The 16037-nt window shown below is 53.5% G+C and carries 12 protein-coding genes; all 12 read right to left on the bottom strand.

Features of this window, described 5'->3' with window-relative positions; genetic code table 11:
- Positions 1-2628 (bottom strand): type VI secretion system Vgr family protein, encoded by a 2628-nt coding sequence (locus LVJ88_RS05965; RefSeq protein ID WP_085418424.1) that lies wholly within the window; start codon positions 2626-2628, stop codon positions 1-3.
- A 145-nt stretch (positions 2629-2773) separates the two neighbouring features.
- Positions 2774-3751 (bottom strand): GTP 3',8-cyclase MoaA, encoded by a 978-nt coding sequence (moaA, locus tag LVJ88_RS05960; RefSeq protein ID WP_085418423.1) that lies wholly within the window; start codon positions 3749-3751, stop codon positions 2774-2776.
- A complete protein-coding gene (gene moeA, locus LVJ88_RS05955) occupies positions 3748-4974 on the bottom strand; it encodes a molybdopterin molybdotransferase MoeA (RefSeq protein WP_085418422.1) in 1227 nt (408 codons plus the stop codon). The genes moaA and moeA overlap by 4 nt, the downstream gene beginning before the upstream one ends.
- Before the next feature lie 348 nt (positions 4975-5322).
- The gene (locus LVJ88_RS05950; RefSeq protein WP_085418421.1) at positions 5323-6705 is read right to left on the bottom strand and encodes a NarK family nitrate/nitrite MFS transporter; all 1383 of its coding nucleotides are present in this window, start codon (positions 6703-6705) and stop codon (positions 5323-5325) included.
- A gap of 75 nt (positions 6706-6780) precedes the next feature.
- Complete coding sequence (locus LVJ88_RS05945; RefSeq protein ID WP_054600095.1) at positions 6781-8037, bottom strand: MFS transporter; 1257 nt, start codon at positions 8035-8037, stop codon at positions 6781-6783.
- Between the two features lie 251 nt (positions 8038-8288).
- Positions 8289-8714: a TOBE domain-containing protein gene (locus tag LVJ88_RS05940; RefSeq protein WP_085418420.1), complete on the bottom strand. Its 426-nt coding sequence runs from the start codon at positions 8712-8714 to the stop codon at positions 8289-8291.
- A gap of 71 nt (positions 8715-8785) precedes the next feature.
- Positions 8786-9451 (bottom strand): response regulator, encoded by a 666-nt coding sequence (locus tag LVJ88_RS05935; protein ID WP_085356115.1) that lies wholly within the window; start codon positions 9449-9451, stop codon positions 8786-8788.
- Position 9452: 1 nt separating this feature from the next.
- A complete protein-coding gene (locus LVJ88_RS05930) occupies positions 9453-11384 on the bottom strand; it encodes a type IV pili methyl-accepting chemotaxis transducer N-terminal domain-containing protein (RefSeq protein WP_342346021.1) in 1932 nt (643 codons plus the stop codon).
- A 280-nt stretch (positions 11385-11664) separates the two neighbouring features.
- Positions 11665-12348 (bottom strand): respiratory nitrate reductase subunit gamma, encoded by a 684-nt coding sequence (gene narI, locus LVJ88_RS05925; protein ID WP_085418419.1) that lies wholly within the window; start codon positions 12346-12348, stop codon positions 11665-11667.
- Positions 12345-13019: a nitrate reductase molybdenum cofactor assembly chaperone gene (gene narJ / locus LVJ88_RS05920; RefSeq protein WP_085418418.1), complete on the bottom strand. Its 675-nt coding sequence runs from the start codon at positions 13017-13019 to the stop codon at positions 12345-12347. Before narJ ends, narI begins: the two co-directional genes overlap by 4 nt.
- Positions 13019-14575: a nitrate reductase subunit beta gene (narH, locus tag LVJ88_RS05915; RefSeq protein ID WP_085418417.1), complete on the bottom strand. Its 1557-nt coding sequence runs from the start codon at positions 14573-14575 to the stop codon at positions 13019-13021. Before narH ends, narJ begins: the two co-directional genes overlap by 1 nt.
- A 355-nt stretch (positions 14576-14930) precedes the next feature.
- Positions 14931-15884 (bottom strand): nucleoside hydrolase, encoded by a 954-nt coding sequence (locus tag LVJ88_RS05910; RefSeq protein WP_085359112.1) that lies wholly within the window; start codon positions 15882-15884, stop codon positions 14931-14933.
- Between the last annotated feature and the right edge of the window lie 153 nt (positions 15885-16037).

The following is a 16037-nucleotide window of genomic DNA, read 5'->3' as shown; positions in this document are numbered from 1 at the left end:
TTAATTTCCAAAATTGTTAAAATCTTCTATTAAATCGTCTATATCTAAACCATCGTCGATATCTTCTTGATAATCTTGTTCGTCTTCTGCACCACAACAGCATTCATCGTGCAAATCACAATGTCTTTCTTCTGTTAAACGCCATTTGCCGTCTTCCGTCAACTTTCCGATAATAGCTATTTCAATTTCATCTTGTGTATCACCAAAGAATCTTGACGTTCTGCCATCATGATCTAATTTTTGGAAAGTTTCGGAGTTTTGGCCTCTGTGAATAACTTGATAACTTAATCCCTGCTCCAAAATATCTTTTGAGAATATATGACTGAAATCAAAACGACGACTATATATACCTGTTGTAGGCAATAAAGGTGTTTTTACATTCACACTACTCGGCCCCATCACCTGAAACCCCGCGCATTTCACCCACACCATTTTCGGACAGCCCAGTTCGATGTTGCCGTCTTTAATCTTGATGTACGCCCCGCCGCTGGTCAGCAGGATTTCGTCTTTGGCCGCTACTATTACTTTCCCCGCGCTGCTGGTGATGGTGGTGTCTTTGAGGGCATTGATCTGCATCTCGTCGTTCTGGGCCTGAATCTCTACCTTGCCCTGATTGGCCTGTAACTTCGCGCCGCTGCTTTGGCCGAACAGGTTGACGCTCTCTACTGCATGGGCGGTAAAGTTGCGGCCGGCGCTGATGTCGGTGTCGCCGCCGCTGATATGGTGGATGTGTTGGCCGGCGGTGTGCAGTTGGCTTTGCGGGGTGGCGCTGGCAATGCCGTCGGGGGCGGACAGTAAAATCACTTGTCGGTATAAGTCTTTGATACAGTTTTTCAGACGGCCTTCCTGCTCTTCGGTTAAGGTTCCTTCCGCTTTGGCTACATTGGCTGCTTTATTCAGACTCTTCGCTAATGACAATGCCTGTTCCAAATTGGCGATGGCTTCGTCACGGTTTAATACCGTTCCCTGTGCACCGCTTTGGCCATCTGAAGAGATAAACAAACCTTTACCCGCCCGCAACGCCCCCCAACTGTCGGTACGCAGCTCGAAGCCTTCGCCGTTGTCGCCGCGTTTTTGTCTTTGGCTGTCGACGATATGGCCGAGGTTGAGTTGGGTTTTGCCGTATTCGGTCGCCAGTTTGATGTGTTCCTGCCCCTGTTTGTCTTCCATCCGCAGTTTGTTGTTCGCCCAAGTGCGGATGACGTTACGGGTGTTCCAATCGGCGGGAACATGGTCGGGGTGGGAACTGTCGTGCATCACACCCGAGATATACGGCCTATCGGGATTACCCTGTACGAACGACAGCATCACTTCGGTGCCTTCGTGCAGCGGAAAGTGTTGGCCGTAGTCGGGGCCGGCGTAGGGTTTGGCCAGGCGGATGGGGCGGCTTTCTCCGCCCGGGCTCCATTCGTCGAGGTCGAACGGCAGTTTGACGCGGTAGCGCCCCATGTTGTCGATATAGGCGTAGGTGTAGTTGCCGGGGCTGGTGACTCGTGCGGGTAGGCTGCCCTGGATCTTGGGTAACGGGGTGATGCGTTCGGGGCGGAAGATGCTGTCGGCGGGGATGGCGCTAAAGCGGTGGCTGTACGCTTGGTCGCGGCTGCCGCTGTGGGTGAGCGACACTACCAGCCAGCCGTTGGGCGCTTCGCTGAAGCTTGGGGCCGTCTGAAACACTTGGCCGGTGCTGAGGGCGGTGATGTTGCCGCTGCCGGAGGCAACAATACGGCGGCTGTGGTCGAGCTGTTGCAGTAAGGCCGTCTGAAGTTGCGCTTCCTCGGGGGTCTTTTGATGCAAACCCCAATGGCTGTCGCTGCCGAGTAGAACGCTGCTGTCGGTTTCCGTACTCTTGGCCGTTACTTGGGACGACAAATCGGTATCTGCATCGCGGTAGTTGTAGTCGCCGACGCGGATGGATTCGAGAATCGGGTTGTGTTTCACCTGTAAGGCGAACACCGCTTCTTTACCGACACTCTCCAATCCGCCGTGGGGGCGGTAGGGATAGGGAGAGGTATTACTGCGAAAATAATGGGCGGCATCGTCACCGAATACTGCCACATCGCCATATTGGGCATTCTGCTCGAATGCGTACCAAATCCCTTCTTCTTCGCACAGCCGGTTGATAAAGGCGAAGTCGCTTTCCTGATACTGGGTCACATACTCGCGCACACCGTATTCGCGGGAAGTGTTGAAACGGAAATCGACACCGGCAAAACCGTGATGTTTCAACAGCGATGAAATAATGTCGGGAACGTTTTGGTTTTGAAACAGCCGCGAAGTGCGGTGGTGCTTCAATGCGGCGATGCGGGGTTCCAATACCATACGGTAACGGGTTTCGTCAGCCGATACCGACAACTTCTCGCAGGAAGTGATGATGCCGCTCCATTCCTTCAACGCTTGAGGCGCGATCATTCCCTCAATCAATCCCAACGCATCAGAGCTTACCGGCGTTACCGTAAACTTAGCCGCTTGGTTGATGTAGGACGACAGCGACAAATCGGCATCGGCGGAGGTAAGTTCGATGTCGAGACGGTAGGCTGTGTTGAATGCTTCGGTGGCGGTGAAGGAGACGACGGAAAGGGAGGGAGTGAAGCGGGAGAAGCTGAGGTGGTAGGATTGGGTTTGGGTCATCGCGGGCGTTCCAAAGCGGTGTGTACAAAGGGAAATTATGCTTTAGAAATATAGCAGAACGGATACTTATTTTCCATTTGCATATAACAAAAGGCCGTCTGAAAGTTTCAGACGGCCTAACAACATGCTCTGCGGGGTATTGTTCCTATCCGCCAATCATTGAAAGGTCGCGTATCAAGCCGAATTTTTTGTTGTGTAGGAAATGATGTTCCGGTTTTTCGGCCATCAATTCGTGCAGGTGCTGCTGCAAGCCTTCGGTGTCGCCTTGTTGCAGCCATGGGCGGAGGTCGTAGGCGGTGCCGCCGAACAGGCACAGGTGCATTTTGCCTTGGGCGCTGACGCGCAATCGGTTGCAGCTGCGGCAGAAATCTTTGCTGTACGGGGCGATAAAGCCGATGCTGCCGGCGAAATCGCGATGCCAGTATTCGCGGGCGGGGCCGGCGTATGCTTGGCGGGGCATCAGTTGCCAGCCTTGTGCCTGTAAATCGGCTTCCAATCCTGCGGCGGAAAGGTGTTGTGCGTTGAAGAGTGAAAAATTATCGCGGGTCTGCATCAGTTCGATAAAACGCAGCGTAACGGGGCGGTGGCGCACGAACTCTAGTGCGTCGGCGAGCGTTCTGTCGATGTAGCGGCGCATCAATAAGGTGTTCACTTTTATCGAGTAGAAACCTTCGGCCAAGATGTCGTCTAAGGCGCGCAGGATATTGCGGCATTCGCGCTTGCCGGTGATTTGGTAAAACACTTCGGGGTCGAAACTGTCGATGCTGATGTTGAGTTTGTCTAAGCCTGCCGCGCGGTAGGCGGGGAAAAGTTTGGCGAGTTTGAAGGCGTTGGTAGTTAGGGCGACGTGTTCGATTTCGGGCTGTGCTTTGCAGACGGCAATGATGTCGGCCAAATCGCGGCGCAAGGTCGGTTCGCCGCCGGTGAGGCGGATTTTGCGCGTGCCGTTACGGGCGAATGTTTGCACCAGCGTTTCGATTTCGCGCAGGCTTAATTCGTCGGGTTTGGCCTTGCCTTGATAGCCGTCGGGCAGGCAATACACGCAGCGGTAGTTGCACAAATCGGTAACGGACAAACGCAGGTAAGTTAAACGGCGTTGGAAAGGGTCGGTTAATGCGTTCATAAGAAAGCCTCCGTAAAAGGCTGGACGGTTACGGTGCTGCCTGCGGGCAAATCGCCTGCCTCACGCGGCAGGATCATATAGCCGTTGGCGCGGCTCACGCCCCATACGCGGTGGGAATCCTGCTCTCCGGAGGGTGCGGCCGACCAGCTTCCGTCGGCTTCTTGTTGCAGAAGTGCGCGCTGGATGTCGGTGCGGCCGGGCGATTTTTTCACGGGTCGGGTTAAGACGGCCGAAAAACGCAGTGGTTGCGGCACATCGGTTGCCCCGCACAGCAGCCATAAGGCTTCTTTCACAAACATATCAAAACCCACGAATCCGGACACGGGGTTGCCGGGCAAACCGAAATACCAAGTGTTTAGCATTTTGCCGAACACAAAAGGCTTGCCCGGTTTCATGGCCACTTTGTAATGATGGATGGCACCCAAACGCAATACGGCTTCGCGAACGTAATCATAATCGCCCGCAGACACACCGCCCGAAGTAATCACCGCATCGGCTTGGCGGGCGGCTTCGTCGAGCACATGCAGCACGCCTTCCAAATCGTCTGCCGCCTGCCCCAAATCGATAATATCCACCGGCAACATGCTTAATCTGGCCATTAGCGTATGGCGGTTGCTGTCGTACACCTGATCGGGTGTGCCTACGGGCGTGCCGGGTTCGTGCAGTTCGTCGCCGGTGGATAACACCGCCACTTTGATTTTTCGGTAAACCGGCACATCGCCCACGCCCAAAGCAGCCAGCAGCATAATGTCGGCGGGTCGTAAAATACGCCCTGCCTGCAAAACCGTATCTCCTGCGGCCACTTCTTCGCCGCAATAACGGATATTGTCGCCTTCGCGGGCGGCTTGGTTGAGTACGATGCCGTTTTCTTCGACGGTTACGTTTTCTTTCAATACCACGCACGCGCCGCCAACGGGCACAACCGCTCCGGTCATAATCCGCACGCATCCGCCTTCGGGAACATTGCCTGCAAACGGTTTGCCCGCCGCCGCCTCTCCCGCCACCTGCCAACGGCTGCCCGCTTCGGCTGCGGCCGGCAAAGTGTAGCCGTCCATAGCGGAAATATCGGCGCACGGGATATTCAGGGGCGACGTAATGTCTTGTGCCAAAACGCGCCCTGCGGCGCGGGCAACGGCAACGGTTTCCATCTCGGGGCGGTATTTGCTTTTATCGATATGCGCCCTAATCAGGGTTTGCAGTTCGGTAACGGATGTGAGCGACATGGTTTATCCTTGATTGCAAAATAAAAATAACAGCGTGCGGTATGCCGGATAATATACCAAGATGTGCTGCGCTTTATAGGTTTTTGGCGCAACGGCATACGGCGGCGCGATGCGGTGTGTCTGCCCGCTTGAGGGTTTGCGGGTAATGACATGATAAGGCCGCTAGAGCGCATACAGAATGCGCCTAAAGCATGAACTCAAACCGCAAAGGCATAGCCCGTATGCTACTTTGGGAGTATTTGCGCCCTATCCTACGGATTAGCTGCCTGCTATCATAAAAAGCCCACTCTCAAAACATGAAGGCCGTCTGAAAAACGTTTTTTCAGACGGCCTAATTTGTTTCATTGATCAGCACTTGGCTTCCGCACCTTTACGGGCGTAATACCACCAGTTCAACACCAAACAAACGGCATAGAAAATGATGAAACCGATCAAAGCTGCATTCACGCCGCCGGTGAGGTCGATAGACGTGCCGTAGCTTTTCGGAATAAAGAAACCGCCGTAAGCCGCAAACGCCGCCGTAAAGCCGATCACCGCCGCGCCTTCTTTGGTGGCATCGAGACGGGCTTGCTCCGCATCGACTTTACCTTCGTCGGCAAACTTTTGGTGCATGTTGAGGAAAATCACCGGCACCTGCATAAAGGTTGAACCGTTGCCGATGCCCGTTAGCGCAAACAAGGCCAAGAAGCAGGCGAAGAAGCCCCAGAAATTGCCGCCCTGCCCGTTGCTCGGTAAAAAGGCGATCACACCGATTACGGCGATAATCATGCCTGCGAATACGATTTGGGTAACGGCCGCGCCGCTTTTGATTTTATCGGAAATCCAACCGCCGAACGGACGCACCAGCGCACCTACCAACGGCCCCAAGAAGGCGTATTTCACCGGGTCGATGCCGGTAAACTGGCTTTTAATCAGCAGCGGGAAACCGGCGGCAAAACCGATAAACGAGCCGAACGTGCCCAAATAGAGAATGCACATAATCCAGTTGTGTTTGCGGCTGAAAATGATGGCTTGGTCTTTAAAACTGGCTTTTGCGCTGGCCAAATCGTTCATGCCGAACCATGCCGCCAAAGTGGAAAGAATGATAAACGGCACCCAAATAAAACCCGCATTTTGCAGCCACATTTGCTTGGTAACGTCGCCTTTAACCCAAGTTTGCGGTTCGCCACCGAACGCACCGAAGATGCCCGCGGTAATCACCAGCGGCACCACAAACTGAACGGTGGAAACGCCCAAGTTGCCCAAACCCGCGTTCAAGCCCAGAGCCGTGCCTTTTTCCGCTTTGGGGTAGAAAAAGCTGATATTGGCCATGCTCGACGAGAAGTTACCGCCGCCGAAGCCGCACAGCAAGGCCAACACCATCATGGTGATGTAGTCGGTATTGGGATTCTGCACGGCGAAGCCCAAACCGACGGCGGGCAGCAGCAGGCTGGCGGTAGAGAATGCCGTCCATTTGCGGCCACCGAACACGGGCACCATAAACGAATAAAAAATACGCAAAGTCGCACCGGAAAGCGCAGGCAGCGCCGCCAGCCAGAAAAGCTGGTTTTCGCTGTATTTAAAGCCGATATTGGGCAGGTTGACCACCGCCACGCTCCACACCTGCCAAACGGCAAAGGCCAACAGCAAGGCGGGAATGGAAATCCATAAATTGCGTTTGGCGATTTTTTTACCGGTTTTCTGCCAAAAGTCTTTATCTTCCGGCTGCCAATGTTCAATCAAATACGACATAACGATACTCCGTAAAAAGAAACCTGTTGAGGCCGTCTGAAACACCGCTGCACGTTTCAGACGGCCTGATAAGGATTAAGACTGCTTCTGATTCAAGGCTTTCAATTCTTGATCGCGCTTGGCTTTAAACGAGAAGTGCATCCAAATCAGCGATACGCATACCGTGCCGTAAAGCAGCATGAATGATGTCGAACGGATGCCCGTCCAGTCTTCCAGCGCGCCGAACATAATCGGCAGCAGAAATCCGCCCATACCGCCGGCCAAGCCCACGATGCCCGATACCGCGCCGATGTTGTCGGGGTAGTCGTCGGCCACGAATTTGAACACCGAGGCTTTGCCCACCGCCGTCGCCACGCCCACGGTAAACATCAGCACGGTAAACAGGGTAACGCCCAAGCCGATGTGCATACTCAAAGGGCCGTTTTTGGTTTGGATAACCAAGTCGGTTTGCGGGTAAGAAAGCAGGAAGAAGCACACCCAACACACCCACATCACCGCCCACGTTACCTTATACGCACCGAATTTGTCGGAAAGATAACCGCCGAACGCGCGCAGCACGCCGCCGGGCAGCGAGAAACATGCCGCCAGAAACGCCGCCGTTTTCAGCTCCATGCCGTATTCGCCCACATAATATTTGGTCATCCACAAAGCCAACGCCACATAGCCGCCGAACACCACCGAATAATATTGGCTGTAACGCAGCACGCCGGGGTCTTTCAGCAGAGCAAGCTGTTCGCGCAAAGTAACGCTAGACGACACCAAATGCTTGGGATCATGGTAGCTGGTGAACCAGAAAATAATTGCCATGGCCAGCATAATCGCCGAATACACGGTAGGCACGATCTGCCAAGTGCCGTAAGTGGTGATCAACCAAGCGGCCAAAAATTTGTTAACGGCAGAACCCGCGTTGCCCGCGCCGAACACCCCCATCGCCATCCCTTGCTGATGCTTGGGGAACCAGCGCGCCACATAAGGCGTACCCACCGAAAACGAGCCGCCCGCCAAACCCATCAACAGACCGATAATCAGAAAATGCCAATATTGGTCGGCATAACTCATCAGAAAAATCGCCGGCACCGAAATCGCCATCAGCGCAAACAGCACCACGCGCCCGCCGTATTTATCGGTGAGAATGCCCAGCGGCACCCGAATCAGCGAGCCGGACAGCACCGGCAGCGCAATTAAAATGCCGTATTGGGTTTGGTTGAAGCCCATTTCTTCCTGCACTTTGATGCCGACCACCGCCAGCATCATCCACACCATAAAACACACCGTAAACGAAAGCGTGCTGGATACCAGCACCGAGTAGCGCTTGTAAGTTTCCGAGGCCATCTCGCCGCCCCTCCCTTTCTTATTGAAGTGATCAAAGAAATTTTGCCTACGGTTAAGTTACTCTCTTGATACGCATGGCGCATTCACTTGAAGCATCGGGCATACAAAGCATTGGCATAGCCCTGTATCCGCCGAAATGGGCATCTGAGTAGTTATTTAGTCGTATCTCTTTTGCCGAAAAGCATCAGGCCGTCTGAAAAATATATTTTCAGACGGCCTGATATGCCCGAATGCGGCAAACGCTGCGGCGGCTAAACCAAAACGCCCAGCATCACTTGGTTGGCATTGAATACGGCAACGGCGGGCTTGCCCGGCTGCAACGCCAACGTTTCGCTGCTATACAGCGTAATCGTGGCGCACAGATCATGGCCGCCGATATCCAGCGTAACCACGTTGTTCACCGCGCCCTGCTTTATCTGCTTAACCGTACCTTGCAGACAATTTTCGGCAGAAAGCATCATCGGTGCCAGATCGGCGGCCACCACTACTGCGGCGGCTTTAACCATCGCTGCCACCGCCATGCCCTGTGCCAGTTTCAGACGGCCTTTGCTGAAGCTGCTAATGTGGGCATATATCTGCACGCCCGAATCGGTGGTTACCGTAACCATACACATACCGCCGTGTTCTTCGAGCGCGGTCACTTTGCCGACCAATTGGTTGCGCGCACTGCTTTTCATAACATTTCCTTTATCGTTTTGCAAACAGCCCGGCCGTTTTTTTCAGGCGGCCTCAAGGCACGATTTTATTTTTAATCATTAGGTTGCGGCACATTATGCTGCACCGCATACACCGCCGCCTGCACGCGGCTGGTCAGCTCGAGCTTGCGCAAAATGCTTTGCACATGCACTTTGATGGTCGATTCGGCCAAATCCAGCTTGCGGGCAATGATTTTATTGCTGTGTCCCGCCGCCAAATGGCCGAGAATTTCCAACTCGCGCGGGGTCAGCATGTCGAGTGCACCGACCGTTGCCGGTGCTGCGGGGCGGATCAGCGACTGCACCAGCCGCGCGGTCATTTCGGGCGAAAACACGTTATCGCCGGCGGCGGCTTTTTTGATGGCATCCACCAAAAATTCGGCGTTGATGTTTTTGAGCAGAAAACCGCGCGCACCCAAACGCATACATTCGGTTAAGTCTTCGCTGTCTTCCGACACGGTCAGCATCACCACCGTTTGGTCGGGGCGGCTGCTGAGTATCTGTGCCAAGGCTTCGCGGCCGTTCATCACCGGCATGTCCAAATCCAAAAGCACCACGTCGGGATTGAGCTGCTCCGCCAGTTTCACGCCGCTCAAGCCGTCGGCCGCTTCGCCGATCACTTCGCAATCTTCCTGCCGCGCCAGCAAAGCCTTGATGCCGCTGCGAAACAGCGTGTGGTCGTCAACCAAAATGATGCTGATTTTTTCGTTCGTTTCCATATCAAATCAAAATTCTTTCTTCTTGCGGCAGAGTCAAACGCACTTGCGTATATTGCCCGGGTTGAGATTCCAAATCCAAACGCGCATGAATACGCAATGCCCGTTCGCGCATAATGTTCAGGCCGACATGGCCGCCCGATAAGGTTTCGAGCGAAGCGGTATCGAAGCCGTTGCCGTTGTCGGTAATCGTCATCACAAAATCATGTTCGTTATCCAGCGTAACCTTTACCGAGGTGGCTTGGGCGTGCTTGCGGATATTCGACAGGCTTTCCTGCAAAATAAAAATAAACTGCAACTGCTGCTCGCTGCTCAAATTGGGGCCGTCGCCGTGCCACACCACTTCGATATCGGTTTGGGTTTGCTGTTTGAAACGTGCGGTAAGCGTTTGCACGGCTTCGGCAAATTCTTTTTTGCTGATTTTGGTGCGGAAATTCAGCAGCAGTTCGCGCACGTCTTCATAACATTCCTGCACGCCGTCTTTGATGAATTGCAGGTTTTCCGACATCTGTTCCTGATTGCCCGCCGCCATGGCGCTTTCGAGCATCTGCACCTGCAAATTTAAAAAAGTGAGCGTTTGGGCGATGCTGTCGTGCAGCCCCTGCGCCATCAGGTTGCGTTCTTGCAGCACGGCCAACTGGCGGCTTTCGTCGGCCAGGCGGATGTTGGTCAGCACCAGCCCCAAAAGGTTGCACAAAGAATCGAGCAGATGGGTGGTGTGGGTGTTAAAAGCGTATTTTTCGTGAAAATACAGAGTCATAATCCCCAAATCATGGTGGTTGTAGCGGATTTTGAATACCTGAAGGTAGTGAAAACCCGATTTCTCGCAACCCGTGGTGTGCATGGCCACCGAAGCCCCCGTCGGCCTGTCGAAATGAATCGGCTGCCAACCGCTCTGCTGTACGCTTTTGCCGCAAAAGCAGTCTTCCAAACGCTGGCAGGCTTCGGCGTTTTGCAGGGTATCGGGCAGGCCGGTGTGGGCAACCAAATCCATGCGGTGCCGTCTGAAATCGAGCAGGCGTATGCTGCCTGCGCTGGCGGGAATCAGGCTCATGATTTTTTCTAAAAACATATTGCCCGCTTCGGCTGCGGTTTGCGTTTGGTTGAGAAAGCGTGAAAACGAATACAGCGTTTGCAGCGTATAGTTTTTATCGGCCAAGTCGCGGGTTTTTTCATCCACTTCATGCTCGAGATTGGCGTAAAGCTGTTGCAGGCGGCTGCTCATTTGGTTGAAACCGTGGTCAAGCTGGGCAAACTCGGATAACTCGTGAATCGGCACTTGCGTTCCCAATTTGCCGTCGTGGATGCCCAACACTCCGTTTTGCAGCTCTTCCATCGGCCGGATAATCCACAAATACAGCAGCACCACCATCACACCCGCGCCGATCAGCACCATCGCCATCAGCCCGCTTTGAAACAGCCGCAGCCAGTAGGTATGGCGTGAGTTAACGGTTTCTACGGCAGACACCAAGCCGTCGATGGAAGCAACAAATTCGTGCAAACGTTTTTCTTCCACCCCTGTGCGTTGGCGGGCGGCATTTTGCAGCAGCGGCCTGATTTGCCGCCATTCCGATTTCAACCCTTCCATGCGGCTTTTTACTTCGGGCGTATCGGGCAGAAACAGCGGCCGCACCGGATCGCCCGTTTCAAGTTGCTGAACGGTGGTGTCGAAACGGCTGATTCTTTCGCCTATGTCTGCCGGATCATGCTGTTCGCGCAACATCAAGCCCAAGCGGTAAACCTGCATACGCAGGCTGCCGGCATCGTTAATCGCCGCCGCGCTGCCCTCCAGCCGCCACGACAGCAGCAAGGTGAAAATAATCGATGCCAATGCCGCCGAAACCCACATCACCGTGAGAAATTTCAAACGTGCCGACAAGCTGTTGAGAAAAGTAAACCGCAACGCCGTGCTCCATAAAAACGTGGGGCGGCGCACAACCGCCCTTTGATAAAGCTGCTACTATGCGTTATTTTATCCATATCGGAAATAAGCCTACCGCCTTGCCGCCCTAGTCCGTTAGAACTATGCCTGCATATTGCCGTTTCCTTATTGAAGGTTATGACAAAACAAAGTAATAAGTCATAAGGCCGTCTGAAAAAGTTTCAGACGGCCTTATGACTTCTGATTTATATCAAAAATAACCGCATGTGGTCTTTACACAATCTACGTCAGCGGGTTTGTAAAGTTTTCGGTTATCGGGTGCTGCGGCACTTCATCAACGGCGGCGCACCAACTGCCACGCACGGCCTAAGTAGGTTACGCTGGCGAAGCCGCTCCACACATGCACCAAGCGGGTGAACGGAAAAATCACAAACAAGCCCATACCCATCACCATATGCAGTTTGAACAGGAAGTTCACGTCTTCGATATGGCCGGCGGCATCACCGCGGAAGGTAACGATGTGCTGCGCCCAAGTCATCAGTTTCACCATTTCGTGGCCGTCGGTATGGCCCATGCTCACGAAAATGGTCAGCAAGCCCAAGCCTAAGGTGATGATGAGCCAAATCAGCACCAGTTTGTCGCGCCAAGTGCTGTAGGCGGCCAAGCGGTCGCATTTCAGACGGCGTTGCAGCAGGATAACCAAACCGACCATCGCCATCACGCCGAAGATACCGCCCATTACCATCGCAAAAATCTGCTTAGCTCCGTGCGAAATGCCCAGCGCGTCCCAAAACCATAAAGGCGTGAGCAGGCCGAACAAGTGCCCGAAAAACACGGCCAAGATGCCGACGTGAAACAGAATATTGCCCAAACGCAATTGGCCTTCATACAGGATTTGGCTGGATTCGCTTTTCCACGAATATTGTTCGCGGTCGAAGCGCACCAGGCTGCCGAAAAAGAAAATCGCCAAGGCTATATAGGGAAAAATGCCGAAAAAGAATTGGTGTAGGGTGTTCATGTTTGCGCTCCTTTTGTGGCCGTCTGAAAAGCGGCTTTAGGATAAAACTGTACGGTTTCTATGCGGGGTTTCAGCAGCGGCTCGGTGCCGGAAATGTCGGGGCCGAACGTTTCCATCGCTTCGTCCATATCGCGCACGGGCGGCTCGATGAGGGGCTGCGGCGCTACCGGGCTGAGTGCGGTAATGCCTTGCAGCAACACAGCGTAAGGCGAACCGCTTTTCTCGAGTTTGCCGCCGATGTGGGCAACCACATGCACGGCATCGCCGAGCAGCTTTTGGGCGTGTTCAGACGGCACTTGGCTTAAATATTCCAACAGCACGGGCAGGTAATCGGGCAGCTCGTCGTTGCCCAACTCGAAACCGCGGCTGCGGTATTCTTCCAGTAAGTCCACCATAGCGCTGCCGCGGTCGCGGTCTTCGCCGTACACATGCTCGAAGAGATAGAGCGCGTGGTTGCGGTTGCGGTCGAAGGTGGCGACGTAGCGTTCCTGCAATTCGCGCAGGCTGTGGCTGTTCAGGTAGCCCAAAAAGCTATTCAGACGGCCTGCTTGTGCTTGCAGCTCCGGCCATTCTTGCAAGGCCGTCTGAAATTCGGGCAAGGCTTCGATCAGCTCGGCTTCGGGGTAGCACAGCAGCGCGGAAAACCACCGGTAAACAGGATTCGCGCCCATCAGTGCACTCCTTCTTCGCGGTTTTTCTCGGCATCTTTACGCAGACCGTGGAAGATAATCGGCGTGCCTTTGCGCTTGCCGAACAGGTTTTCTTCGCCGCCGCCGGAACAGCCGTTGCCGAAAGTGAAGCCGCAGCTCGATTTGTCTTCAAAGCTGTTTTCCACCATTTCTTTGTGAGAAGTCGGAATCACAAAGCGGTCTTCATAATTGGCAATCGCCATAATCTGATACATGTCTTCCACCATTTCGGGCGTGAGGCCGGTGCCTGCCAGCGTTTGCTCCAGCGTTTCGCCGTGCACCACTTGGCCGCGTTTGAAACGGCGCATGGCAATCATGCGCTCCAGCGCGAGTTTAATCGGCTCCACTTTGCCGGCGGTGAGCAGATTGGCCAGATAGCGCAACGGAATACGCATTTCGTCCACGCTCGGAATGATGCCGTTTTCGCCCACCAAACCGTTTTCGATGGCAGACTGAATCGGCGATAAAGGCGGGATATACCAAACCATCGGCAAGGTACGGTATTCGGGGTGCAGCGGGAACGCCACTTTCCACTCCATCGCCATTTTGTACACCGGCGATTGTTTGGCCGCATCAATCCAGCTTTGGCTGATGCCCTGTTTCAAGGCTTCGCGTTGTATTTCGGGGTCGTGCGGATTCAAGAACACGCCCAATTGCTGTTCGTATAAATCCTGCGGGTTGGCTACCGAAGCGGCCTGTTCGATTTTGTCTGCGTCATACAGCAGCACGCCCAAATAACGGATGCGGCCTACACAGGTTTCGGAACACACGGTCGGCTCTCCGGCTTCAATGCGCGGGTAGCAGAACGTGCATTTTTCGGCCTTGCCGGAAGTCCAGTTGTAGTAGATTTTTTTGTAGGGGCAGCCAGATACGCACATGCGCCAGCCGCGACATTTGTCTTGGTCGATCAACACGATGCCGTCATCCTCGCGCTTGTAAATACTGCCGGACGGGCAGGAAGCCACACAGGTCGGGTTCAAACAATGCTCGCACAGGCGCGGCAGATACATCATGAAGGTTTGCTCAAACGCAGCGTGCATGTCTTTCTGAATGCCTTCAAACAGCACGTCTTTCGCCCGCTTCTCAAACTCGCCCGCCAAATCGTCTTCCCAGTTCGGGCCCCATTCCACCTTGTCCATTTTTTTGCCGGTGAGCACGGAAATCGGACGCGCGGTCGGCGGTGTCGGCATTTTCGGCGCGTTTTGCAGATGCTCGTAGTCGTAGGTAAACGGCTCGTAGTAGTCGTCGATTTTCGGCATATTCGGGTTGGCAAAAATATTTGCCAAAATCTTCAACTTGCCGCCCTGCTTGGGCACCAGCTTGCCGTCGGGCTTGCGCACCCAGCCGCCGTTCCATTTATTTTGGTCTTCCCAATTTTTCGGAAATCCGATGCCGGGCTTTGTTTCCACGTTGTTAAACCACGCATATTCCACGCCGTCGCGCGAAGTCCAGACGTTTTTACAGGTAACGGAGCAGGTGTGGCAGCCGATACATTTGTCTAAGTTCAGAACCATGCCGACTTGTGCTCTGATTTTCATGGTAGTGTTCCTTTTGGTTTGGTTTTCAGACGGCCTCTCTAACAGGCCCCAAGGCCGTCTGAACAACAGCTTCGTCAAGTGGTTGCTGTCGTTGTTGTAAAACTTTTTCACAGATAGAAGCTTAGTGGATGGCACGCAATAAAAATATGCGCCGAAAGCGCAAATAAAGGCAGCAAAGGAATGTATGGCGGCTGGCTGAAAGGGGGACGGGGATAGTTATTTGGGAGTATGGCTGTGAAGAAAAACGGTAGGAATCATGCAAAAGGCCGTCTGAAAACACAATTTTCAGACGGCCTCCACGCCATAACCGGCAACATCAAATCAATATATTGTGCCGGTAATCGATATTTTGAATTTAAGGCAATGCTTCAATAGACTTGGCTAATTCCTCAAACATTCTATCGGCATCAACTTCCGTAATCCAATTCACATTTGCAGGCTTACCGGTTGTTCCCCACCAATCAACCACGCACGCGCCCATTGTCAATTCACTCTGTGTTTCAACCGCAACATGACAGGCTTTGCCGGTAAACAGTTCGGGGAACACCGCATAAGTAACGGCACAAGGATCGTGCAACGGGCCGCCTTCCAAGCCGAATTTCTGCGTATCGAAACGCTCGTAACTTTGCAGAATATTGGCCAAACGCTTACCGTTGGTATTGTTTTGACGGCGCAACACATCCATACGCGGCGTCGTAATACAGGCTTTATGCGTTACATCCAAAGGTAAAGCGGTAATCGGCACACCGCTTTGCAGCACGATTTGTGCAGCATGGGGATCGACATAAAAATTAAATTCGGCCGCAGGGGTAATATTACCCGCCTCGAAATAATTGCCGCCCATTAAAACAATGTGTTTAATGGCGCGCGCAATATCGGGAGCCAATGTTAGGGCTTGGGCGATATTGGTCAACGGCCCGATCGGGCAAATCGTGATGCTCGCATCATCTGCTTTACGCAAAGTATCAATCAAATACGGCACGGCATGCACCGGTTGCAACGGGCATTCGGGATCATGCAATTCAACACCGTCCAAACCCGTTTTGCCGTGAACTTCTTCAGCCGTTACCAGCGTGCGCAACAAAGGTTTGCCTGCCCCCGCATAAACGGGAAACTCTTTTTCTCCGGCCCAATCGCAGATAATCCGTGCATTATTGGCGGTGTGGTGCAAGCCCACATTCCCCGCAACCACAGTTAAAGCCATAAAATCAACCAAGCCGCGCTTGGCAAGGCCATGCGCCATCAAAATGGCTGCTGCATCATCCTGACCGGGGTCGGTATCGATAATCAGGCGGATTTTTTCAGTCATACAAACCTTTCTTGCCCATTTAAGTAGCAAACAAAAAACCAAATAATCATGTAATAAGGCTTGTTGAAGGTACTACACTGAGTACGACAAATCAAGCCGGTATTATGATTATTTGGTTTGCCGGAATAAAGCGGAGCAGTTGTGCGCCGCTTA

Source organism: Neisseria dumasiana (assembly GCF_022870885.1).
In the GTDB taxonomy this organism is placed as follows: Bacteria; Pseudomonadota; Gammaproteobacteria; order Burkholderiales; family Neisseriaceae; genus Neisseria; species Neisseria dumasiana.
The sequence above is the reverse complement of the archived record's forward strand: the minus strand, read 5'-3'. Positions and strand labels throughout refer to the sequence as shown.